This is a genomic window from Candidatus Limimorpha sp. (genome assembly GCF_056203535.1).
This window is the reverse complement of sequence record NZ_JBADWU010000048.1, coordinates 82389-106134: the sequence shown is the minus strand read 5'-3', so window position 1 is coordinate 106134 and position 23746 is coordinate 82389. Positions and strand designations below refer to the sequence as shown.

Genomic DNA, 23746 nt, shown 5'->3' with positions numbered 1-23746 from the left:
GCCATGTCTGTCAGTCTTTTGCTTGTTTTGTTTTCTACCACTAAGATAGGTGAAAATCCTGACATGGCAATGTCCTGGGCAACTTTTTGTTGCTCAGGATTTTATTCCTTTTAATCTATTACAGGTGTGCGGAATTAAGGGAAATGAATTTGTAAAGTGAAAAAAAACACTTGTTGGCGGAAAATACATATTAATAAGGGTGTTGACCGCCAATAATGAGAAAAAACATTATTTTTGCAACATTATAATTAAACGACTTTTGCTATGAAGAATTTTTTACTTGTCGTTGCTGTGTTTCTGTTGACTGCGTTGTTTTCAACAATGCTGACTTCGTTGGAATGAGGGTGGAGAGGAAATGATTGAAAATTTTTGTATGATGAATGTTTTGTTTGTGAATAAGACATGATATTTAGTGTTGTTTTTAAAGGAATGATAGAAGAAATCGTTACAATAACAAAATATGATGGAGAAAGTCCGAAAAAAGGAAAGGATATGGTTTTTAAAACCGATACTTGCATAAGTAAAAAAATGTAATTTTGCAAAAAAGAATCGTATATGCAAAAAATAGTGATAGATAATTTTGGCCCGATATCACACGCTGAATTGGAATTGACGCCTTTAGTCGTGCTGATTGGGGAACAAGCAAGTGGAAAAAGTACAATTGCTAAATTGGTGTACTTCTTTAAGTCATTAGGTGATGAGTTTTTGGTGCGCTATTATCAGTCTGAAAATAAGAAAATAGATTATACACATCATGTCATAATGCCTATTCGCGAGAAATTTTATGATTTGTTTGGCTCAACATTTCATTTGCCGAAATTTGATATTAATTATTTCTATAACGAGGAGCGAAGCATTTCCTTGTCACTTGATGAGAGGAAAAAACTGAATGTTCGTCTGAGTGATGGCTTCTTTAGTAATGATGATGTTTTAGGACTGAAAGGTTATAAAACGTTGCTTATTCAATTGAATGCAGAAATACTTCAAGCATCAAACATAGCGGAAAAGATTTCTTTGGAGGAACGTAGAACAAAATGCCTTCATCAGATGGCTGACAAGGTTAATTCGATTTTCTGTAACGAACATAACGATTCGCTTTATATTATTGCAGGCCGTAATGCAATGGTCGGGTATAGTGAAACATTTGAAAAAATGTTATCGATTCATATTCAAAGAAATATTGAAAATAGAGGGAAGCGTGCTTTTGAAATCAAGGAGCAAACAATCGATGAAAAATTGATGTTGGATTTTATGCAAAAAGTAACTTCAATGCGCCAAGTGTTTAATAAACTTGGTGATTTCGAAGGCATAATCAGCTTATCACCAAATAAGAAGCAATCCGAATTGAAGTGTGCTTATGATTTGGTGAAAAAAGTGGTGAAAGGTAATTATTCAAGTTCTGAATATGGCGAGCGAATTATTGTGCATGATGAGGAGAAACGATATGTATATCTGAAAGATGCGTCATCGGGTCAGCAGGAATCAATCCGTATTCTGCAAGACTCATTTTTATCCATATATACTGATAATAATGTATTCCGTATTATCGAAGAACCGGAAGCTCATTTGTATCCCGAATCACAAATGTATCTTTTGCAATTGCTTTCGGTCATGTTGAATCATAATGGACACAATCAGTTGATTATTACAACTCATAGTCCATACGTGCTGTCAGTAATAAATAATTTGATGTATGCATATTTGGTCGGGGAAAAGCATCCTGAAGCCGTAAGGCAATTGATAGGAGAAAGATCATGGCTTAACCCCTCAAAGGTTAGGTCATATATGCTTGGAAATGGCCGAGTGGAAAATGTTGTTGATAAAGATTTGCAAATGATTAAAGCAGAGAAGATGGATAATGTCTCGGAAGTGTTGAATGATCAATTTGACAAATTGCTAAATTTGGAAAACAAGGATGAGTAATATGAAGATTTCGATTTCTGATGATTTTCCTTTTTTTCAAAACTATCACGACAATTCATATATTGAATCACATGATTGCAGGAAAATTGTGTCGTTAAAGGAAAACGGAAGAACGTATGTCCTTGAAAATGATACAACGGAAGAATTGATTGTTTACCATATTGATGGAGGATTGATTCGGCAAAATGATATGGGAAAATGTGATTATGGTATTTATTCGGAGAAAAATAATCTGATTTTAGTAGAATTGAAAGGAAGTGATTATAATCATGCTTGTGGTCAACTGGTTTCAACAATAGAATGTTTCCAAAAATCAGGTGTTGGCGAGCAAAGTTTGTTTGCTCGGATTGTTTTATCTAAAGGCCGTGTCCCTGCTACTCGTAGTACGAATGAAACAAAACTGAAAAAGTTACTAAAAGAAGGGAGTCGCCTCAAGTCGAGTTCTCTTAAAATGCAAGAACAATTATCAAAATTGAAATAGTTACTAAATGTTTAATATCTAAATGTTTATATTTAGACAAAGTCCGTCTGGACGATAAGAAGACCTACTTGTATTCTATTCGCTCATTTATATTTCCCTGCTATTTCGTCTCACCTTTCTCATATAAACCTTATCTTTGCACACGATAAATCACAAACAACAAATAGAAAAGAAGATAAAAGTATAACGTAACATATTTAATAATAACGCATTAGCTATTATTCTTGTCCGAATCAAAAGCCTCGCAAACTGATGATTTAGATATTGTCGGATAAAGCAAATGCCACGAGATTGTCTTGTAAATTGCTCGTGTTACCCTATGAAGTTGATGCTCGCACCGTTTAGGTGTGGGCTAATCTAAGGGTAAAACGGGGTTCATGCGAGGCTCCCCGTGGACAAGATAGAAAGGTCTGCACCTTTCTTTTATCTGATAATGAGATTGATAGTGATGCAAAAACTATCAATCGAAATGGCAAACAATAGTTTGAAGGCGGCGAAAAAGGCCAAGGCGGATGAGTTTTACACGCAGTTGTCGGATGTCGAAAACGAATTGCGGCACTACAAGCGGCATTTCCGCGACAAGGTGGTGTTCTGCAATTGCGATGACCCGTATGAAAGCAATTTCTTTAAGTATTTCGCAATGAATTTCAATCAGTTGGGACTGAAAAAGCTGATTGCAACTTGCTACGATGGTTCGCCCATCTGCGATACGCAACTTTCGCTGTTCGACAATGATTCGGAGCAATCGCAACTTTCGAAGACTTGCGTTCCGCACAAAATCGTCATTACCGAAGTGACCGATGTCAACGGTGATGGCGCGGTCAACATGGGCGATGTGGAATGGCTGATTAAGAACGACAAGAACGTGTTGACGCGGTTGAATGGTAACGGCGATTTCCGCTCGGAGGAATGTGTCGAGTTGCTGAAAGAGGCCGACATTGTTGTCACCAATCCGCCGTTTTCGCTTTTTCGCGAGTATGTGGCGCAACTCATCGCGTACAAAAAGCAGTTCCTGATTGTCGGAAACCAAAACGCCATCACCTATAAGGAAATCTTTAAACTGATAAAAGACAATGAGTTGTGGCTTGGTTTCAAAAGCGGTCACACTTTGTTTGAAGTTCCCGAAAGCTATCAGATTCCTGATTTTTACGATAAGACAAATAGAAGTAAATTGCGCTCCAATGGATATATTATTGATGAAAATGGGAAATTGTGGCGGAATTTGGGGAATATTTGCTGGTTTACGAATCTTGAACATAGTAAACGTCACGAAAACATTGATTTATACAAATTCTATGATCCAGAAAATTATCCGAAATATGATAACTATGATGCCATCAATGTAGATAAGGTTGCTGAAATTCCTATTGATTACGACGGCATTATGGGAGTGCCAATTTCTTTCTTGGATAAATACAATCCTGAACAGTTTGAAATTTTAGGGATAACTCAACGCAATGATGACCCTTATAAACTATTCAAATACACTACGGAGCAATATCCAAATGCAAATGACTTGAATGCGCGTGCTGTTATTATTATTAATGGAGTTCCGAAAACTATGTATGCCCGTATTCTTATTCGTAAAATACAATAACTTAAAAATCAATTGATATGGAAATCAAATTGCACGAAATTACGGTCAGGGAGTTGTTTGATGGCTATGAGAACAACGATGAAGATGGCGTGGTGGGCTATGGCGGAAAACTCGACATCCGTCCGCCTTACCAAAGGGAATTCATTTACAAGCCCGACAAACAGGCGGCGGTCATAAAAACCGTGTCGAAAGGCTTTCCGCTCAATGTGATGTATTGGGCGCAGCGTGAAGATGGAACGTTTGAAGTGATTGACGGTCAGCAGCGTACACTGTCGATTTGTGAATATTTGGAAGGCAATTTCTCCGTTGTTTTCGATGGCGACAAAAATCCGTATGGCTTTAGCAATCTGCCGAGCGACAAGCAGAAGAAAATCCTTGATTACAAGCTCATGATTTATATCTGCACGGGCGATGCGAGCGAAAAACTGGAATGGTTCCGCACCATCAACATTGCGGGCGAAAGGCTCACGGAACAGGAACTGTTGAACGCCAACTATTTTGGCCCTTTCGTGACCGAGGCGAAAAGGAAATTCAGCAAGACAAATTGCGTGGCTTATAAAATCGGCAACAAACTGCTGAATGGCAGCTGCATCCGTCAGGATTATCTCGAAACGGCGCTTTCATGGATTAACAATGGCGATGTTGCGGGCTATATGATTCAGCACCAACATGATAAGAATGCCGATGAATTGTGGATGTATTTCCAGAATGTGTTGAATTGGGTCAACCTGAAATTTCCGAAATACCGCAAGGAAATGAAGGGCGTGGCATGGGGCGTACTTTACAACAAACACAAAGATGACAGCTTGGATGCAAACGATTTGGAGACGAAAGTCGCTGCGCTAATGAAAGACAGTGATGTGCAGAAAAAGCCAGGCATTTACGCATACGTCCTCGACGGCGATGAGCATCATTTAGGCATCCGCATCTTCGACGACAACACGAAACGCGAGGTGTACGAAAGGCAGCAAGGCATTTGCAAGGTCTGTGGCAAACATTTTGAAATCGAGCAAATGGAGGCCGACCACATCACGCCGTGGTGCGATGGCGGCCGCACGGTGGCCGAAAACTGTCAAATGCTTTGCTGCGAGTGCAACCGCCGAAAGAGTGGGAAATGAAGTGATTGAGGCTATTCCCATTTCAAAATTCCACATTTTCTCCGCAAATCATCCCATTCTTTCGCCTTTTTCCCTATCTTTGCACCCGATTTTTTAAACAAACGTAAAACTGAAAAGACATGGATTTAAGTAAAATCGTTTCAATATCTGGCAAACCAGGACTTTATATGATTAAGTCACAGGCCATTGGAAGACTTATTGTTGAATCTCTTATTGACGGCAAATGCACTCCGGCTTTCGCTCGCGACCGCATGAGTTCCTTGGAAGAAATTTCCATTTTCTCAGTCGATGAAGACCGTCCGCTGAAGGAAGTCTTTAAGATGATCAATGAAAAAATGGGTGAAAAAGTCGATTTCGATTTCAAGAAGGCTTCGAATGACGAACTCAGAGCCAAGTTCCTTGATGTGATGCCTGATTACGACCAGGATGCCGTTTATCCTTCCGACATGAGAAAGGTGTTTGCCTGGTATCAGATGCTGATGGACAAGAACTTACTCGATTTCACCGAAGAGGAAAAACCAGCTGAAGAAGCAACTGAAGAAAAAGCCGAGTAAGATTTGATTCGCTTTCATTAACAAAAAGATGTTCTCGTTTGGGGACATCTTTTTTGTCATATTCCACTGTGCTTTTTTGATTATTGCTTATCTTTGTCCCCGAATTTTAATTTGTCAAGCAATGGAAAACGATGAAAAAGAAGACCGCATTGAAAAGATGGTGAAAGAGTCTTCTAAAGGAAGTGCATTTTATAGAATAAGATGGATTTTTATTGCATTTTTCAGCATGGCTGTTGTCTGGCCTATTATGGATTTGATTGAAGGTCGGACGATAGACTGGCGGAGAGCGATTGGCTTTGTCGTTTTTGGCATCATCTCTCTTCTCGTCTATGCAATCATCGGACGTGTTGTGGAGCGTTCAAAACGCTATTCAACCCTTGACGGGAAAGAAAAGGATGAAAAAAAGTGGAAGTTGTTCTGCGGATTTATTGTCGTTTTCTTTGTGGCGGTTTTCATTGTTTGCGGTATCTTAGATTGATATTACTTTAGATAAAATGAAACAGATATTAGATTTTAAACTCATTGAAAAACAGGATTATGGCAATGTTTCGTGGCTGAAGTTGCAGTCGGAGAGCGATTTGCCAGCTATCTTACCGGGTCAATTTGTGGAGGTGCGTGTTGACGGCTCTCCAAAGACTTACTTGCGTCGCCCGATTTCCATTCACGATGTAGATGCAGAAAGCCGTTGCATCGAATTGTTGGTGGCCAAGGTGGGTGAGGGCAGCACAACACTGACGATGTTGCCGATAGGTGCTACCGTGAATTTAGTTTTGCCTTTGGGCAACGGCTTCACATATCCCGAAAAAGGCGAAGAAGTGCTGCTTGTTGGCGGTGGCGTGGGCATCGCCCCGATGCTGTATTTTGCAAAGATGTTGAAAATGAAAGGTTTCGAACCTGCTTTGCTTTTAGGCGGCAAGACGGAAAAAAACTTGATGCGCCTTGACGAATACCGTCGTTGGGGTGCCATTTTCGTAACCACCGAAGATGGCTCGATGGGTGAGAAAGGTTTCGTGACGCAACATTCTATTTGGAGCGATAAGACTTTCGACAAGGTTTATGTCTGCGGCCCGAAACCGATGATGAAAGCCGTTTTCGCGGTGACGAAAGAAAACGGCATTTGGTGCGAGGTCTCGCTTGAAAATATGATGGCTTGCGGTTTGGGTGCTTGCCTGTGCTGCGTCGAAAAGACGGTTGAAGGCAACACCTGCGTCTGCAAGGAAGGTCCGGTTTTCAATACAAGGAGGTTGTTATGGTAAACACAAAGATAGATTTAGGCAAAGGCCTCGTGCTCCGCAATCCTGTGATGACGGCTTCGGGCACTTTCGGCTATGGCGAAGAATACACCGATTTCGTTGATATGGCGCAACTTGGCGGCATTATCGTGAAAGGCACGACCTTGCATCCACGCGAAGGCAATCCTTATCCGCGCATGGCCGAAACACCATCGGGCATGTTGAATTGCGTCGGTTTGCAGAACAAGGGCGTGGAATATTTCATCAACACGATTTATCCGCGCATCAAGGATTTCGACACCAATGTGATTTTGAATTTATCTGGCTCAACCATAGAGGATTATGTGACGGCGGCTGAGATGATTAATGAGTTGGATAATATTCCTGCCATCGAGTTGAATGTGTCGTGTCCGAATGTGCGTCAAGGCGGCATGGCTTTCGGCGTGACTTGTTCGGGCATCTCGCAGGTCGTTACCGAAGTACGCAAGGTCTATCACAAACATTTGATGGTGAAATTGTCGCCCAATGTGACCAATATCGCTGAAATTGCGCAGGCAGCCGAAGCCTCAGGTGCTGATTCCGTCTCGCTGATTAACACCTTGTTAGGCATGGCTATTGATGCCGAAAAGCGCAAGCCGATACTTTCCATGGTGACGGGCGGTATGTCGGGTGCTTGCGTCAAGCCGGTGGCTTTGCGTTGCGTTTGGCAAGTGTCAAAAGCGGTGAAGATTCCAGTAGTCGGTTTGGGTGGCATTTCAAACGCCACCGATGCCGTGGAGTTTATGTTGGCAGGCGCATCGGCCATCGAAATCGGAACCGCCAATTTCATTGATCCGGCTATTTCCGCAAAAGTTGCTGCTGGCATCACTGAATATTGCGAGCGCCATAGATTTGCGAATGCTATTGATTTGAAAGGCGCATTGGAATAAGAAAACACAGATAAAACGCTGATTTTGAATTGAACACGGATTCTTCGGATTTACACGGAAAAGTTTTGAATGTAAAATCATAATCCGTTGAATCCGTGCAATCCGTGTTCGTTTTTTTTGTGTTCAGTTTGATATGAAATTCACCTCAGGTGAAATCTCAATCCCGAATTTCTCTTTGACGGATTGTATGATTTTTTTCGCCAATTCAACGATGTCGTAGCCTTTCCCGCCGCCGTAATGCACCAAGACCAATGCCTGCTTTTCGTAAACCCCGACATGTTCATCGCGCCAGCCTTTCCAACCGGCCTTTTCAATGAGCCATCCCGCCGGGACTTTCACTTTTCCATCGGGTTCGGCATAATGTGGCGCATCGGGATAGGCTTTTTGCAAGGTCTCGAATTGGGCTTTCTCAATGACAGGATTCTTAAAGAAACTGCCGGCATTGCCGATCTTCCTGACATCAGGTAATTTGGCATCACGAATGGCGCAAATGGCGTCATGAAGTTGCTGTAATGTTGGTGTATCTATTTTGTTTTCAGTGAGATAATTTCTGATATTTCCGTATTCCAAATTCAGTTGAGCATCGCGTTTCAGGAGAAAATCAACGGAAATAATGACATATTTCCCTTTCAGTTCCGATTTGAAAATGCTGTTGCGGTAGGCAAACTTGCTCTCGTCTTTTTTGAAAACCCGATGTTCGCCAGTGGCAAGACAAATAGCTTCGCATTGCAAAAAACAGTCTTTCAGTTCAGCACCGTAGGCTCCGATATTTTGCACAGGCGCCGCCCCGACCTTGCCTGGGATATGAGCGAGATTTTCCAATCCGTGAAGATTTTTTTCAACGGTAAATTGCACGAAATCAGGCCAATCTTCACCGGCGTATGCACGCACGATGTTACTGTCCATCGAATCTGTCAAAAAATCGATTCCTTTGATATTCATATAAACGACCGTTCCGTCAAAATAGTCGTCGCAAAACAGCACGTTGTTTCCTCCGCTGAGAATCAGATGCTTTTCGGTCTCAAGAATGCCGCTGCTAATCAGTTTTTCCAAGTCGGAAACGTTCTGGATTTCAACGAAATGTCTTGCCTTGACATCGAATCCGAAGCTGTTATATTTTTTGAGTGAAAATTGGTTTTGCATTGCCTTGATTTTGTGTATAATTAATGTCATTTTAGATAAAAATCCCGAATTAAGGCTATAACAGCTTTACCGCTGTCCCATACGCATACATAACAGCACCCAAATTCCCTTCGTTATCTTTTACAAAAGAATGTAAGTTATATTGGATTCCCACAACAGCATCGGCTCCTTTTTCTTCTGCTTTATATTTTAATTCATCAAGCAATTCTTCCAAGGAATAATCCCAATCAATATCTACGACATCATCAAAAACAGCTTCAACAATGCCAAGATATGTCTTGATCTTTTCTCCTTCAATCGTAGGTGTAGTTGTCAGTATCATAATTCACCATTTTGTAGAATACCATGCATTTTTTCCTTTTGTGGCTCTTCCGCCACCTTCTCTATATCTGAATTCAATATTGAAATGTACTTTTATTTTGTAAACAATGTCTTTTAATTCTCTTCCTCCTATGAGCCATAAACTTCCATTGTTGTTCCGTTTGTCCACATAATCAATGTTTTGCGATTTAAGAAACGAAATAATATCTGTTGTATTCGAAGATTGCTTCGGTTTAACATCTATGTCGCCGAACAAGTCAAGTGTATAATCAGAAGTTGATTTTTTAACTTTTGTTTCCGTTTTAATCGTGCTATTGTTATCTGAATGTTTGGCTGAATTTTCATAGTTATTTGAAACTTCTGTCTCTTCAATAATCACTTCTGTTTTAATTGGAGACAAAACCATATTCGGTTTTTCTCCCATACTATTGTCAATTAGCGCATGGGCAATTGTATCAATATCAACACTCTGCTCTTCGATGGTTGAAAAATCCGCAGTTTGCTTTATTCGGCGAAGCAATTCAGTTTCCCTGTCTTCTTCAATTACTTCCGTGCAATTTTCTGGCAAAATCCCGAATCCGGTAAGTTTATTAACAACAGTTTCTATTGCCTTGTCGGGATTCATGTAGTATTCGCTTCCACGAATACGAATAAACTTCCATCCAATACGCTCAAGAATGGTTTGCCGTTCCATATCACTATAAATTTGTGATTCGGTGCTATGCCATTGTTCACCATCGCATTCTATTGCAATGGATCTCCCTTGATATATAGCAACCATATCAATACGATATGCCCCAACTTCCCACTGCTGTACAATATGATAGCCCCTATTTGACAAAGCTTTTGCAACAGCCTCTTCAAAAGGAGATTCGGAATCATGCTCTATTTGTTCGTTTCTCAATTCGTTAATACTCGGATTTTTCGCATAATCCAACAAGAGCTTCCTAATGTCTCCAGATTTCAAATCGTTGGCTGAATCCAGTGAAGTTACAACCCACAATTGGTCTTTTGCTCTACTTGCTGCAACATTATACCGTCTCTTATAAACTTTTCTCGCATCATCACATACTCTAAGCGGCAAAGGTGTGTCCGAATCATTACTATCAACCATACTTAAAAACACAACATCACGCTCGTCCCCTTGGAAATTTGCAGAATTTCCGCAGAGGATTTTTCTTGAAATAATATCTTCAGCATCTATTTCCTTCTCGATCAGTCGTTGTATGCACTTCACTTGTTCGTCACCGAGCAAGGAAATTACACCAAATGTCTTTCCTTTATATTCACTTTGTTTCATGCAGGATTTCATCAGAGCCACGATGCTTTGTGCTTCAATTTCATTTTCTTTTCTCGAATTCTTACATCCGTTCACGCGATAATGCACAACCGCAGGCAACAAAACACTATCTTTTGAACTCCTTAATGGCTTTATTTTATTGTGATACGAAAGCATGTTGCTAAAATTGATGATTTCAGGAACAGAACGGAAATGTTCGCACAACATCTCTGGTTGGAATGTTGTTCTCGCAATATCATAAATTGATGTTTCTGGAGTAAATAAATGAGAATTTGGAACAATATTCGTTATGATTGACAGCAATGCTTCTGTCCGTTCAATCTTTATTCCAACCGCAGACGGACTCACTTGCTCATCGTCGCCAACGATAATCAGTTTTTTCCCCATATATAAAACCGCCAATGATGACAAATCTGATTGGCTTGCCTCATCAATAATGATTATATCAAAATGGTTTTCCTTCGGATTAAGGCTTTCCAAAGCACGATGGATTGGCATAATCCAACATGGAACCGCTTCTTGGCATTTCTCCATAAGTTTTCTTGCCTCAGTTCTGTATTTTGAACCCATTTTTCTTCCTTTGCCAATTCCTTGAACCGTTTGTTCCCATCCTACCAAAGAAGTCCACAAACTTGAATTCTTATTAAGTCTGTCTAACAAATGTTCCCATGCCCGAAGAGCCGCATATTTTGAAGTAAGTTTCCTATATTCTTTACTTAAATCACTACTGTCAGAAATAAGTTGCTGATATGGCTTCTCCAAAATTTTTCCAATGGATTGTGAAAGTTGTTTCCATTTCCATGCTTTGTCAAGGTTTTTGGGAGTTTTTGGAAGTCCATGAATTCCTTCCCGACGACGAATGGCATTTGCCCAATCTGGAGCCGATTGCTCCAATATATCCAATAGTTCCTTTCTTCTGTGCAAAATGGCATATTTCGGAAACACTCCACACAATGCTTTATAATTAGCTTTATACAAATCCCTGTCCTTCATGTCAACAGCGCAAACAAGATTGGAGCATGTTTTGCTTGCCTCAGTTCCTTCCATTAACAGCCGATGTCGCATTTGCTGCATTGTTTCTAATACCTTTGCTTTTTCCATGATGTTCAGCATCAAATCACATAACATTGGTACGACTTGTTGAATTGCTGTCATTGTCTTTTCGGTCTTCTCAACTTCGTTGTCCAAGATGTCAGACTGAAAAATGAATTTGGGATCAATTCCGATATGATTTAGTTTATGAATTATTGGCTCATATTCCACTTGATACCAATCAATAAATCTTTCGATCAACGGAATGAAATTTGATGCAACTTGTTCGGGACAAGTTTCTGACAATTCTGAAAACCGTTTTACACCATGCCTTGATAACAATTCATCCCAATACCTTGCACATACATTTCTCTTCTCATTCAATTCGGATGAATGTATAACTAAATCACATTCTTCATTTGATTTAGCATTATGACCATCAATAGTGACACTATTCCAAACTTTTTCCCAATCTTTGTGAAACAAAAACGCAACTTTTCGTAATCCGCTCTTGGTAAAACAATTGTCTCTAATGGATTCAAATTGTGTTTTCAGTAAAGAATAATCATTAACATTATTAAATGCCAAAGAATGTCCGAATTGTTCAGATGCGATATCATTTTCAAGCGCACATGTTTTTTTTATTTGATTTGTCAAAGTGTTCCATCGCGCCTTGCGTTGCTCGTTTTTCCCATCAACAGCGGCATAAATCATCCATTTCTCTAAATCGTTAAAAGACAACGCATAAGTTTTCAAATTCCTTATATCAATATCATTTGGATAGTGAAGCGAGAAATTCCCTATTTTACTTTGAACTTTAATGTCAGCATCGCTTGTCGTAATTTTCCAACCGATTTTTTGAGAAATTTCAGTTATTTTATTGCTTAGAGTTTGGAGGGTGTCAATGGATTCTCTAAAACAAGATGGACTTAATAGATTGTTTGGATTTGGCAATTTCGCTATTAATTCTTTTTCTTCTTCGACGCTAATTGTTTCATTACTTGCATACAGGGCGGAAAACTGTTCTAAAGATAGGGGCAGGGAAACTCCACTTTTTATATTGCCGGGAATAATGGAACAATCTTTTGCGTTTCCGGATATGAATTTTGCAGCATCAATAGGCGAAAATTCTTCACCGTTAAGGATTATGCTTTTGTTTTCTTGGTTTATTCTTTCATAAATCGTCTTGCGGACATCAGCCAGACTTTTTATTACTGCATTTCTTTTCTCGGCGATTTCTTGTGCCTCTCTTTTCACATTTTCAAGGGTGTGTCGAGACCGGTATTCCATCATGTTTCCGATAGACTTTTCCATGTCCGCTTTTGAATCATCCAGAGCAGAGACGCACAAATCCTGAATCTCTTTATTCACCTTATCTTTTAAGACATTTAATGCTTTTGATGTGTGACTCGTCACCAAAACGCTCTTTCCTTGTGCCAAAAAATGTCCAAGCAAATTAGCAATAGAATGAGTTTTGCCTGTGCCGGGAGGACCTTGTACTAAAACCGCATTATGCTTATCAATGCGTTTCGCAATTTCCAGTTGTTCCCTGTTCGCCGATTTCGACAGAAGAATGTCTGAACTTTCGCCTCCAACTGCAGCCAAATTTTCTTCAATAGATGTTCCTTCTTCGCTATCGTCTTGATTATTGCTGTTACTGCCATTAATGATATCGATGATAGGTTGGGGAACATATCCTGTTTCTTCAATGTTTTGAAGAATAAGTTCAATGGCTTTCAAGGCACCATCAATTCTTTTCCTAACAATAAAGCAAGGGTTCAAATAAAGCAGTAACTCGCTTGTTTCACTCCAATCTTGTGGGATTCCTTCGTTTGAAAAAGTGCTTCTTGGAGATAATTGGTGAATCAAACCTTTTAAATAAACAGCTGTATCATTTCTGTCAAGGGGATGATAATCATTGGAACTTAAATCTGTATTTATTTGAGCGAAGGCACTTTTGTTTACACTATCATTTTCGCTAAAAAGCGCAGAATAGAACTCTGTAGGGACATCTAAATCTTCAACAAAAATAGTGTTCTTTAATTGATCGAATCTCAATTTAACTCGACGAGTAAGAACAGGATGGTTAATCTCAGAATTATTTGAAAAATTAACAAATCCGTTTGCCACCACAATTTCTTCCGTTTCGGATTCCCTTTGAAGTTCAAAATATAAATGATATAAGTCGGTAAATAAATTTTGTGTCCTTTGGGTCAGTTTTTCCCGTTCCGACCATTTTTTCCTCCTTTCGAGCCAATTTCTATAACCATTTACACGATTGATATTATCAGAGAATTTCTCAACAGAAAATCCGGCATTCGCCCTAATCTCATCTTTGGGAAGAATATTATAGACGTTCACATCATTATCATACTTGTCCCAACCAGGTTTTAACCAATCTAAAACATTCCTGTCTGGTTGTGGACATTTAATGAAGTCGGGTTTGTGGACGGAAAGAAGGAATTTGTATTCGGTTGCATCTTCATTTTCAACCCTATCTCTATAATTCACTTTGATGTTTTGAGGATCTTCGGGCAAATCATTCAATGGTTGATACCACAAATAATCTCTAACATTTTGCACAATCTTCTGTTTCAACTCATTTAGTCCTTTCACGAACTGAAAAAGTGCGATAGCTTTATCTTTGATAGGAATGGGCATTGTCTTCTTTTTGTAATACAATTAATTCATTATCCGTTAATTCCATGTTTGGAACAGCAGCCACCTGCTATTTGTTGAGCAAAAGTATCAAAAAAGTCTTCAACACAGACATAAAAACAGAACTATTTCATTGAAAACAAAAAATATGGTAATGCCCTTGATTTCAACGAAATGTTTTGCCTTGACATCGAATCCGAAGCTGTTATATTTTTTGAGTGAAAATTGGTTTTGCATGGTGCTGTTATTTTGTTGATACATAAGTGCTTGTTCAAAGGTAGTTTGCATTTTGAATTTAGGGTTATGCGTGATTCGGACTCTTAGACATTTGGACATTTGGACATTTGGACATTTAGACTCTTGGACATTTAGACTTTTAGACATTTTGATAATTTACTGACTGACAACTGGCAACTGAAAACCGATAACTGACAACTGAAAACCGATAACCAATCTATGTTGCAGTTTAATTATGACCACTTACTTAATATTTTATGCTGCTATTAGGAGACGACTATGTAATGTTTTAGTTACTGAAAAAAGCTATAATGTTGCAAATCAGATATAAGCAATCAATAATTTGTACCTTCCAATTCGTCAATCATGAAGGCGTATTCCAAGGCGATTTCCTTGTAGCCTTCAAAGCGTCCTGAGGCGCCGCCATGACCGTAATCCATTTCGGTTTTCAAGTAGAGATGGTTGCTGTCGGTTTTCATGTCGCGGAGTTTCGCCGCCCATTTCGCAGGTTCCCAATATTGCACCTGACTGTCGTGTAAACCAGTGGTAATCAGCATAGCGGGATAATCTTTGGCCTCCACATTGTCGTAGGGCGAGTAGGAAAGCATGTAGTCGTAATATTCCTTTTCGTTCGGATTGCCCCATTCGTCGTATTCGCCCGTGGTGAGCGGAATGCTTTCATCGAGCATGGTGGTCACCACATCGACAAAAGGCACGTTGGCAATGATGCCGCGCCACAATTGAGGTTCCATATTGACAACCGCGCCAACCAAAAGGCCGCCGGCACTGCCGCCCATGGCAAACATTTTGTTGGAACTTGTGAATCCGCTCTGAATGAGGTATTTGCCGCAAGCAATGAAATCGAGGAATGTGTTTTTCTTGTTGAGCATCTTGCCGTCTTCGTACCATTGGCGCCCCATTTCCTCGCCGCCCCTGATGTGGGCTATGGCCCAAACGAAACCTCTGTCCAACAGACTGATGCGTGCCAAGGAAAAATAAGCGTCCATGCTGCAACCGTAGGAACCGTAACCGTAGAGCACCAAAGGATTCTGGCCATTTTTCACCATTCCTTTTTTGTAAACCAATGAAATCGGCACCAAAGTCCCATCATGCGAAGGTGCAAACTGGCGCTCGGTGACATAATCATCGGCATTGTAGCCGCCCACGATTTCCTGCTGTTTCAAGAGCGTTTTCTCCTTGCTGATCATGTCAAATTCGTAAACGGAACTTGGCGTGGTCATGGAAGTGTAGCCGAAGCGGAGTTTATCGCTGTCAAATTCCGGATTTGAACTGAGGCCGGCTTCGTAGGTCGGTTCGCCGAAATCAATATAGTAGTCGCAACTGCCGTCCCAGGCCTTTATCCTGATTTTGATGAGTCCCGCCTCGCGTTCCTCAATGACAAGGAACTTGCTGAAAATGACGAAGTTTTCAATCAAGACATTGGTTCGTGGAGCGATGACTTCTTCCCAGTTTTCCATGCCTGTATTATTAATAGGTGTCTTCATGATTTTGAAGTTTTGCGCACCATCGGCATTGGTCAGGATGAAGAAATGATCATCGTAGTGGCCGATGGAATACAGCATGTCGGGCTGGCGTTCCTGAAATATGCGGAATGTGCCGTTGGGATTGTCGCTTTCCAAAATCCTGCTTTCCGCCGAAAGCGTCGATTCCGATTCAATGACGAGATATTGCTTTGATTTCGTTTTCCCTATGCTCACATAATAGGCTTCGTCGGTTTCGTGAAACACTTCCACATCGTCCTGATGTGGCGTGCCTAACTTGTGTCGGAAAATCTTGCAAGGACGCAAGGCCTCGTCTTTCACGCCGTAGAAAAGCGTCTGGTTGTCGCTGGCCCAGACCACATTTCCAGAAGTGTTCGGAATGGTCTCTTCGTGTGTCTCTCCTGTTTCGAGGTTTTTGACATAAACCGTGTAAATCCTTCTGCTCACGGTGTCGACGCTGTAGGCAATCAGTTTGTCGTCTTCGCTGAGACTGATTTCGCCTATCTCAAAGAAAGCGAAGCCCTTGGCAAGTTCGTTGCAGTCGAGCATGATTTCTTCGGGATTGTCCAACGAATGTTTCTTGCGGCAGAAAATCGGATATTCCTTGCCTTCTTCGTATCGCGTGTAATGATAAAAATCCCTGATTTTCACCGGCACGGAGTTGTCGTCTTGCTTGATGCGTCCGGTGATTTCGTCAAAAAGCTGTTTCTGAAGCAGTTCGGTATGTTTCAGACTCTCTTCGGCATATTTGTTTTCGGCTTCAAGATATTCGATGACTTCGGGATTTTCCCTTTCGTTGAGCCAATAGTAATTGTCGATTCTGGTATGGCCGTGAATGGTCAGTTCGTGCGGTATTTTCTTTGCTTTTGGAGGTGTTGTCATGGCGGTTTTGAAAAAAGAACAGGCAGCCAAAGCCGCCTGTCTGATGATTGAATAATATGAGGTGTCAGAATGAAAGCGTCAAACCTATTGTCGGTAATATAGGCAGTTGGTTGACTACTTCACCTGATATGGCGTTGACATAGAAGACGTTATCTCTGTTGTAGATGTTGGTGACGCTTAAATCGGCTTCCAAAATGGTATGTTCGCTGAAATAGAATTTGCGTTTGGCATCGATGTCAAAACGGTGGTAGGCTGGCAGACGGCCTTTGTTGAGTTCGCCATAAACGATGCCGATTTCGCCGTTGGTGGTTGTGTAGTCGAAGTTAATGCCATCCAGGAAAGAGTAGTGCTCATAGTAGCCTTGAATCTGGGTGAACGGGAAACCCGAACCGAAATTCCAGCGTCCGCTGAATTCCCATTGACGCTTGTCGCCAGCCGTGTAGGTCAATATGACGTTTATGTTGTGACGGCGGTCGAAGTGAGGCTGATAGGTGGCGATTTCAACTTTGTCGGTTACGACTTTTTCGTAGTCTCTGTTGACGAAACCGAGGGCGTAGACAGCCCACAAATACCAGTTTTTGTTTTCATATTTCAAGGAAAGGTCGAAACCGTAGGCTTTTCCTTTTTCAATCAAGAAGTCTTTCGTCAACAATTCAAAAACATGGGGGTCGGTTGAAGCAAATTGAGGGTCGGAATGAGAAACTGAGGTTTCGTCGTAGAGTTTGTTGCGGTTGATGTTAGTGATTTGGTTGAAGTCTTTCAGATAGCCTTCGAGGTTCATGGTGAGGTTGTTGGTGAGGTCGAATTCAGCACCGAGAACAACATGATTGGCTTTCTGAAGGTACGATTTGATGGTTTCGCCGTTGTAGGTCTTGGGCAGGTTGTCGATGCCTGAAAGGAAGCCATAGAAAAGGTTCACGACATCGCGGTCACTCGTGGCGGCGACAAAGTTTTGCGAATACATGCCGGCGGCAGCCTTGATGCGAAGCCTGTCGGTGGCGTTGTATTTGAGGGCAAGACGCGGTTCTGGCGACATGCCGCCTTTGTTTACCGAAGCGTACCACTGCAAACGGAAACTTGGTTCAAGTATCAGCTTGCCAAGCGTGGCCTTGTATTTGAAGTATGCACCGATTTCAGTCGAGTTGTCCTTGTCGTGAATCTTGATGTTGCCGTAGTTGCTGTAGGTCGTGTATTCCGTAGTGTGCCCCAACACTTCAATACCGTATTTCAAGGTGTTTTTACCAAGGAAATAGCTGAAATCGAAGCCCATGTTGAAACCGTTAATGCTGCTGTTGCGCGGCTTATTGTCAGTTTCTTCCATCGAGGATTCATAGCTGGAATAGGCGAGGTTACCTTCCACCATGACGGGAGATTTTCCAGGAATGATGAGGAAATTGGAACCAGCTCCGTAGGAATTCCACTTGAAATCGGAAAGCGACTTGTAATTGTTCACTTGGTCGTTGAAGGAGAAGCCAAAGAGATTGATTTTGCTACCGTTAGGAGCATTGAGAGAGAATTTTCCGTAAATGTCCTGATAGTTGAAGGGCAGTCCGTCTTCGTTGGCGTATTTGTAAAGGCTCTTGCTGGTTTGTTCCAAATAGGAGTTTTTCGCTGAAATGACAAAGGTCGCGGCTGCCGATTCTGGAGTTTTAGCCTTTACGATAGGGCCTTCCAGCATGACTTTTGCGCCGAAACAGCTTGCTCCGACTTTTCCGGAAATGCGGTTCTTGTTGCCGTCGCGGGTCGAAATGTCCATGACTGAAGAAATCCTGCCGCCGTATTCGGCGCCGAAACCGCCCGTATAGACATCGGCATTACGGATAATGTCGGTGTCGAAAACGGAGAACAAACCGATGGAGTGGAAGGGGTTGTAGACCACCATGCCGTCCAAAATGACTTTGTTCTGGATGGGAGAACCGCCACGAATGTAAAGCTGGCCGCCTTGGTCGCCGGTGAAAATAACGCCTGGCACAACTTGCAGATATTGAGCCAAATCGGCTTGACCGCCAACGCTTGGTATCTTGCTGATGGCTTTAGGCGTAACGGTAATGACAGAAGTCTTGGTCTCGGTGCGGGCTTCAATTTTGTCAGCCGTAATAGTCACTGATTCAAGCAACTGGCTGGTTTCTTTCAGGTAATATTTCCGGTTGACGACTTGGTTTTTCGATAAGGTGAAATTTTCGCTGATGGTGTCGTAACCGACAGTTGTAATCATCAAAGTGTATTTTCCGTCGGGAATGCGCGTGATGTTGAAATAGCCGTTTTCGCTTGTCGTGCTGCCAATGGTCGTGCCTTGCAGATAGACGTTGCAGAACATGACAGGCTCGCCAGTCGATTTTTCATAAACGAAACCTTTGATGCTGTTGTCTTGGGCGAAAATTGCGGAAATTGAGAATAAGAATAGAATTGCCGTTATTGCGATTCTCGATAAATTTCTGTGTAGCATTTCTTTATAGTCTTGATAATAAATAAGTTGCAAATACCAATAAGGGCAGATACATTCTGCCATTTTAAGGAAATGCAAAGTAAAGAAAAATAACCGAAACTTGGACTATAAAATGCGTTGAAATGTGCGGAAAACTAAGTGAAAATACTGTCTTGTTTTTGGAAGTTGAAGTTATGGCAGCACATAATATATCGCAAGCATTGGCAGAAAATTTGTCAGGAAATGAACTGCAATTGAAGCAAAGATTGTGTAGCGTACTCTGATGTAGCCTGCGAACATTCCAAATGTCACTTTGTTCAGCAAATAGATTAGCACATATATTGCTATTGCAAAGGAAGTGATTTGCCCCGCATAATTGGAGATGTGCAAAAAACCGAAAAGGAATGCGAAAACATAGAAAACCACGCCAAACCGAACTTTTTGCAAAGGTTTTGTTAGGAGATAACCTGAAATGAAACCTGCTGCTATTGAAATAGATAGCCTAAGCCATAGGTGCTGACCTGAATAGGTTTGGCCGGCAAATATTGGCAGATATTTGGAAATATACCAGCAAATTACTGAAAACGAAATCATGAAGATGAATCTGCTTCTTTTCAGAGGTAATCGGAAAGCAAGTTCTTCCAAGGCGGGCGCAATAAATGCGATGAACCAGAAGGGAAGCCCCGATTCTTTCAGATTGCTAAGTGAGTTCTCAGGCGCGATTCCTGCCAAAGCAAACGGCACCATCACTATGATGAATAGTCCTTCCATAAGTATGTAAAACAGAATGAGGCTTTTAATCGAAGCCGAATCCTCTTTTGCAATGCTTTCGGTCGGGTGCTTGAAATAGGCGAATAGTTTTTTCATTGGGTTGAAGTTTGTGTGTTTTGTTTTGTTTTGTTTGCGGTAGAGACGTTGCGTGCAACGTCTAAAATTGTTTCCTTGATAAAATGTGAGAGACGTTGCGCACAACGTCTCTACACATTCGATTATCAATATCTTTCCACTGAAATGTCCGAAACGCCACATTCCAGATTGATGACAATCTGCTGCTCGGTCTGTCCGAAATTGTCGGTTTGGTATACTCCTTTTTCTATTTTCTGGAAGCCTTCAAAATCCTTGCCCGTGATGGCGGAGTCTAATGTTATTTTGCAACCTACATTGGCCGGAACCTCGATGTCGATGTCCGAAACGCCCGATTCGATGTTCATGGTGGTGTGCTGGCCTTTGTCGCCGAGGCGGATGTCCATGTCGCACACGCCGCTCTCGATGTTGATGCTTTCAACCTTGTAGGGCATGAAGTCGAAATCGCAGTCGGCGGCTCCCGTGTTGATGGTGAAATCCCAGGTTGGGAAATCGCTCAGAGCAACATAAAGCTTGTTTTCGGTTCTGCCGTTGATGTTTTTCGTCTTGCCTTTTCCCGTGAGGAACACATTGGCTTCTTCGTCGAGTTTCTCCACGCGGAAATCGTATTTTGCGAAATTGCTTTCCGAATTCACCTTGATCAGTTCAGCCGCCGGATTCCCGATTTCGAGTTCGCCTGCACCGAAGTCGATGTTCAATGTGGCTTTCGTGAAGGCTTCGTATGGTTCCGAAAACTGCTGTGAATAAGGACCTTCGTCAAATTCGTCGTCGTTGTCGTAATCGTCATCGTCGTCCCAATCCCAGTTTGAACTGCTGAACCAATTGCCCCAACGGTTCCTTTCGGGATGATTTTTGGCTTCATTCTGGTAAAGAAGAACGCCTGCGCCAAGGGTGACAAGCAGCAAAATGGCTTTAAAAAGATCCTTGACCGGAAGAATGGCGATGCCTAAAAAGATGAGCAGCAAAGGCCAAAGGCGCAATGCGATTTGCCAGCTGAACGATATGGTGCCCAATGAGGCTAACAAAGCCACCACACCGATGAAAAGAATGAGGATGCCTAAGAATAAGTTTCTGCTTTTCATAGTTTTGTCTTATTTGAAAGTGGAACGATAAGGAGCAAACCTAAGGCGATTAAAAGCACAGGCCAATAGGTTTCCCAGTTGAATTGCGGAAAGAGGTTGCCCAAGAGAAAAAGCAATCCTAAGACGATGAGCGTAAGGCCGGCAATGAGGCTTCCTTTGCTGCTTTTAGGTGTTTCGGCTGCTTGGTTTGCAAACTGTTGCGGTTGGTCGTCGCGGTTGGCGGGCATGGCAATCCATAATATGCAGTAGATGAGCAGCCCGGTGCCGCCGCAGAGAAGAATGACGACAAACAGCACTCTAACTAAGGCTGTGTCGATGCCGAAATAATCGGCCAAACCCGAACAAACGCCGCCAATGACTTTGTCGCGGGTGTTCCTTTGAAGTTTCTTGTAGTTCTCCATTTGGTATTTGAAATTTAATGATTTAATGATTTGAGGTTTTCGGTTTTCAGTTGACTGATAACCGATAACTGATAACTGATAACCGATAACCATAACATTATACGCACGAGTGTTCAATTTGTTACAATGATGGCGCAAATATCGCAAACTTTTTCGGAGCTTTTGCAAATTATTTAGGGTTGTAACCTTGCAAGTCGGGAGAAAACCGTATTTTTGGAAGTCATAATCTTTTGCAATGAGACGTTTGCTTTTTATCATCATATCCGCTTTGTTTCCGTTGATGACTTTTGCTCAAAATGGAAATGTTGGTGCTGATTGCCAATTGAATGAATCTGCTTTTGAAGCAGCGTATAAGGCTTTCCCGCAGATTCCGAAAGGTCTTCTGGAAGCGGTTTCGTTCACCAATACGCATTGCCATCATCTGACCGATGCCGACTACACTTTCGATGATTCGACGGCCATGCCGCGTGCATACGGCTTGATGGGCTTGGTGAAAAATGGCAAAAACTATTTCAGGGAAAATCTTTTTACGGTGTCGCAACTTTCTGGAATCGAGGTTGGTGAGGTGTTGGAAAGCCCAAGTGCAAATGTCATGGCGTATGCTTCGGCTTTTGCAAAAATCTATGATGGCAAAGGAATGAAATCATGCCTTTTGGCCGTTTCCGAACTCTCGGAATTGCCGATGGGGGAGGAGAAGGATGTTTTCCCGATGAATGTGATGCTCTATTCCGTCTGCTCGTTTCTGAATGATGAAGTAATGGCGGAACGATATGGTTTTCAGAAATATGACATTGATTTAAAATCCGTCTTCGGTGATAAATTGCCGCTTTTGTCGGCCAAAGGTCTCAGGGTTTCGGGCGAATCGGATTACCCGAATGCCATTTGGAATCCGGCGCCGGAATGTAATTTTGGCGCGCGGACAAATCCTATCAGCGGTGTCGTGATTCATTATACCGAAGGTTCTTACGCAGGTTGCATTAGTTGGTTCAAGAATTGCGATGCGCAGGTCTCGGCGCATTATGTCATTCGTTCTTCCGATGGTCAGGTGACGCAAATGGTGCGCGAGGCCGACAAGGCTTGGCACGCCCGCAGTGCGAATGCCTATACCATTGGCATTGAGCATGAAGCGTATGGCGACATTGTCAGCTATTTCACCGATGCTATGTACAAATCTTCGGCTGATTTGGTGCGCGACATCTGCTTGCGTTATGAGACGATTGACGGCCATCGCACTTTCTATCGCGACACTTTGGATAGCGGCATGCAGTTGAATAATGGTGTGCATAGTTTGGGCGGCGAGTCGGCTTGCACCAAAATCCGTGGCCATCAGCATTATCCCGACCAGTCGCACACCGACCCAGGCCCGTATTGGAATTGGAACTATTACTACAAACTTATCAATCAAGGCACTGCGGTAACGGTTTTGGAAGGCGAACAGGGCGAGTTGAACCACAAAAACTATGGCGACGATGAACGCAAATTGTGGGTGATTCGCGGTCCTGAAGGCTCAAGGATTCAAATTGACTTCAAATCGTTCCGTCTTGAAACCGATTACGATTTCCTTTGGATTTACGATGGCGAAGATGAATATGCGCCGAAAATCGGGCGATGGAACACGAAATCGCCGGGCAGTATTGTTGCTTCGGGCAATGTGATGTGCATCGAGTTCCGCTCCGATTGTGCCACGAATACAGCAGGTTGGGAAGCGAAATGGGAGGCGAAGTTCCCCGAGCCGCCCGAGCCGGAGTCCGCTGTCGGCATATATCCGAATCCCGCCAATGATTTCGTCCGCATCCATGTTGACGGGCAAGGCTTTTACGATGCTTCTCTTTATGATGTCTGTGGCCGTGAAGTCGTGCCGAATGTGCGTTTTGTGAAAGAGACGGCAATTGATCTCAGTTCGTTGCGCCAAGGCGTGTGTTTTCTCTATTATGGCAAGGCTTTTGAAAATAAGCAAGTGGTTAAGATTGTGAAAGTTAAGTAAAATAAGAGAATCTATTTTGAATAATTCGTTTTTCGTATCAAAAGATTTTGTATCTTTGTGCCAAATGAATTTTTGAATTAA

17 protein-coding genes are annotated in these 23746 nt (G+C 42.0%); 9 read left to right on the top strand and 8 right to left on the bottom strand.

Annotation, left to right across the window (positions count from 1 at the left end; all coding sequences use genetic code 11):
* Positions 1-555: 555 nt before the first annotated feature.
* The 8 genes from AC06MN_RS05755 (at position 556) to AC06MN_RS05720 (ending at position 7834) form a co-directional block, all read left to right on the top strand.
* Positions 556-1923: an AAA family ATPase gene (locus AC06MN_RS05755; RefSeq protein ID WP_475671400.1), complete on the top strand. Its 1368-nt coding sequence runs from the start codon at positions 556-558 to the stop codon at positions 1921-1923.
* Positions 1916-2404 carry a hypothetical protein gene (locus AC06MN_RS05750; RefSeq protein WP_475671399.1) on the top strand — a complete coding sequence of 163 codons (489 nt, stop codon included), beginning with the start codon at positions 1916-1918 and terminating at the stop codon, positions 2402-2404. Before AC06MN_RS05755 ends, AC06MN_RS05750 begins: the two co-directional genes overlap by 8 nt.
* A 469-nt stretch (positions 2405-2873) precedes the next feature.
* Positions 2874-4001: an adenine-specific methyltransferase EcoRI family protein gene (locus tag AC06MN_RS05745; protein ID WP_475671398.1), complete on the top strand. Its 1128-nt coding sequence runs from the start codon at positions 2874-2876 to the stop codon at positions 3999-4001.
* 17 nt (positions 4002-4018) lie between these two features.
* The gene (locus AC06MN_RS05740) at positions 4019-5119 is read left to right on the top strand and encodes a GmrSD restriction endonuclease domain-containing protein (RefSeq protein WP_475671397.1); all 1101 of its coding nucleotides are present in this window, start codon (positions 4019-4021) and stop codon (positions 5117-5119) included.
* A 119-nt stretch (positions 5120-5238) separates the two neighbouring features.
* The gene (locus AC06MN_RS05735; RefSeq protein WP_475671396.1) at positions 5239-5673 is read left to right on the top strand and encodes a DUF5606 family protein; all 435 of its coding nucleotides are present in this window, start codon (positions 5239-5241) and stop codon (positions 5671-5673) included.
* A 121-nt stretch (positions 5674-5794) separates the two neighbouring features.
* Positions 5795-6151: a hypothetical protein gene (locus AC06MN_RS05730; RefSeq protein WP_475671395.1), complete on the top strand. Its 357-nt coding sequence runs from the start codon at positions 5795-5797 to the stop codon at positions 6149-6151.
* A gap of 16 nt (positions 6152-6167) precedes the next feature.
* A complete protein-coding gene (locus tag AC06MN_RS05725) occupies positions 6168-6929 on the top strand; it encodes a dihydroorotate dehydrogenase electron transfer subunit (protein ID WP_475671394.1) in 762 nt (253 codons plus the stop codon).
* Positions 6923-7834, top strand: coding sequence for a dihydroorotate dehydrogenase (locus AC06MN_RS05720; protein ID WP_475671393.1), 912 nt, complete (start codon positions 6923-6925; stop codon positions 7832-7834). Before AC06MN_RS05725 ends, AC06MN_RS05720 begins: the two co-directional genes overlap by 7 nt.
* 123 nt (positions 7835-7957) lie before the next feature.
* On the opposite strand, the gene murB is transcribed toward AC06MN_RS05720, so the two are convergent.
* The 8 genes from murB to AC06MN_RS05680 all read right to left on the bottom strand — a co-directional run bounded on the left by murB (position 7958) and on the right by AC06MN_RS05680 (position 21681).
* Complete coding sequence (murB, locus tag AC06MN_RS05715) at positions 7958-8977, bottom strand: UDP-N-acetylmuramate dehydrogenase (RefSeq protein ID WP_475671392.1); 1020 nt, start codon at positions 8975-8977, stop codon at positions 7958-7960.
* A gap of 55 nt (positions 8978-9032) precedes the next feature.
* On the bottom strand, positions 9033-9299 hold the full coding sequence (locus AC06MN_RS05710) for a heavy metal-binding domain-containing protein (RefSeq protein WP_475671391.1): 267 nt from the start codon (positions 9297-9299) through the stop codon (positions 9033-9035).
* A 3-nt stretch (positions 9300-9302) separates the two neighbouring features.
* Entirely contained in the window at positions 9303-14291 is a 4989-nt protein-coding gene (locus tag AC06MN_RS05705) for an AAA domain-containing protein (RefSeq protein ID WP_475671390.1), read from the bottom strand.
* Between the two features lie 569 nt (positions 14292-14860).
* On the bottom strand, positions 14861-16909 hold the full coding sequence (locus tag AC06MN_RS05700) for a S9 family peptidase (protein ID WP_475671389.1): 2049 nt from the start codon (positions 16907-16909) through the stop codon (positions 14861-14863).
* Between the two features lie 64 nt (positions 16910-16973).
* Positions 16974-19355, bottom strand: a complete 2382-nt coding sequence (locus tag AC06MN_RS05695; protein ID WP_475671388.1) for a TonB-dependent receptor — start codon at positions 19353-19355, stop codon at positions 16974-16976.
* 171 nt (positions 19356-19526) lie between these two features.
* Entirely contained in the window at positions 19527-20201 is a 675-nt protein-coding gene (locus AC06MN_RS05690; protein WP_475671387.1) for a hypothetical protein, read from the bottom strand.
* Between the two features lie 125 nt (positions 20202-20326).
* Positions 20327-21280 carry a LiaF transmembrane domain-containing protein gene (locus AC06MN_RS05685; protein WP_475671386.1) on the bottom strand — a complete coding sequence of 318 codons (954 nt, stop codon included), beginning with the start codon at positions 21278-21280 and terminating at the stop codon, positions 20327-20329.
* Positions 21277-21681, bottom strand: a complete 405-nt coding sequence (locus AC06MN_RS05680; RefSeq protein ID WP_475671385.1) for a PspC domain-containing protein — start codon at positions 21679-21681, stop codon at positions 21277-21279. The genes AC06MN_RS05685 and AC06MN_RS05680 overlap by 4 nt, the downstream gene beginning before the upstream one ends.
* Positions 21682-21916: 235 nt before the next feature.
* Between AC06MN_RS05680 and AC06MN_RS05675 the strand changes: the two genes are divergently transcribed.
* A complete protein-coding gene (locus AC06MN_RS05675; protein ID WP_475671384.1) occupies positions 21917-23665 on the top strand; it encodes an N-acetylmuramoyl-L-alanine amidase in 1749 nt (582 codons plus the stop codon).
* Positions 23666-23746: the final 81 nt, after the last annotated feature.

Excerpts from the sequence above, each read along its gene's own strand:
- AC06MN_RS05755 (WP_475671400.1), top strand. The coding sequence starts at position 556 with ATGCAAAAAATAGTGATAGATAATTTTGGCCCGATATCACACGCTGAA.
- AC06MN_RS05735 (WP_475671396.1), top strand. The coding sequence starts at position 5,239 with ATGGATTTAAGTAAAATCGTTTCAATATCTGGCAAACCAGGACTTTAT.
- AC06MN_RS05725 (WP_475671394.1), top strand. The coding sequence starts at position 6,168 with ATGAAACAGATATTAGATTTTAAACTCATTGAAAAACAGGATTATGGC.
- AC06MN_RS05705 (WP_475671390.1), bottom strand. The coding sequence starts at position 14,291 with ATGCCCATTCCTATCAAAGATAAAGCTATCGCACTTTTTCAGTTCGTG.
- AC06MN_RS05700 (WP_475671389.1), bottom strand. The coding sequence starts at position 16,909 with ATGACAACACCTCCAAAAGCAAAGAAAATACCGCACGAACTGACCATT.
- AC06MN_RS05675 (WP_475671384.1), top strand. The coding sequence starts at position 21,917 with ATGAGACGTTTGCTTTTTATCATCATATCCGCTTTGTTTCCGTTGATG.
- AC06MN_RS05720 (WP_475671393.1), top strand. The coding sequence starts at position 6,923 with ATGGTAAACACAAAGATAGATTTAGGCAAAGGCCTCGTGCTCCGCAAT.
- AC06MN_RS05745 (WP_475671398.1), top strand. The coding sequence starts at position 2,874 with ATGGCAAACAATAGTTTGAAGGCGGCGAAAAAGGCCAAGGCGGATGAG.
- AC06MN_RS05750 (WP_475671399.1), top strand. The coding sequence starts at position 1,916 with ATGAGTAATATGAAGATTTCGATTTCTGATGATTTTCCTTTTTTTCAA.
- AC06MN_RS05740 (WP_475671397.1), top strand. The coding sequence starts at position 4,019 with ATGGAAATCAAATTGCACGAAATTACGGTCAGGGAGTTGTTTGATGGC.
- AC06MN_RS05710 (WP_475671391.1), bottom strand. The coding sequence starts at position 9,299 with ATGATACTGACAACTACACCTACGATTGAAGGAGAAAAGATCAAGACA.
- AC06MN_RS05685 (WP_475671386.1), bottom strand. The coding sequence starts at position 21,280 with ATGAAAAGCAGAAACTTATTCTTAGGCATCCTCATTCTTTTCATCGGT.
- murB (WP_475671392.1), bottom strand. The coding sequence starts at position 8,977 with ATGCAAAACCAATTTTCACTCAAAAAATATAACAGCTTCGGATTCGAT.
- AC06MN_RS05690 (WP_475671387.1), bottom strand. The coding sequence starts at position 20,201 with ATGAAAAAACTATTCGCCTATTTCAAGCACCCGACCGAAAGCATTGCA.
- AC06MN_RS05730 (WP_475671395.1), top strand. The coding sequence starts at position 5,795 with ATGGAAAACGATGAAAAAGAAGACCGCATTGAAAAGATGGTGAAAGAG.
- AC06MN_RS05680 (WP_475671385.1), bottom strand. The coding sequence starts at position 21,681 with ATGGAGAACTACAAGAAACTTCAAAGGAACACCCGCGACAAAGTCATT.
- AC06MN_RS05695 (WP_475671388.1), bottom strand. The coding sequence starts at position 19,355 with ATGCTACACAGAAATTTATCGAGAATCGCAATAACGGCAATTCTATTC.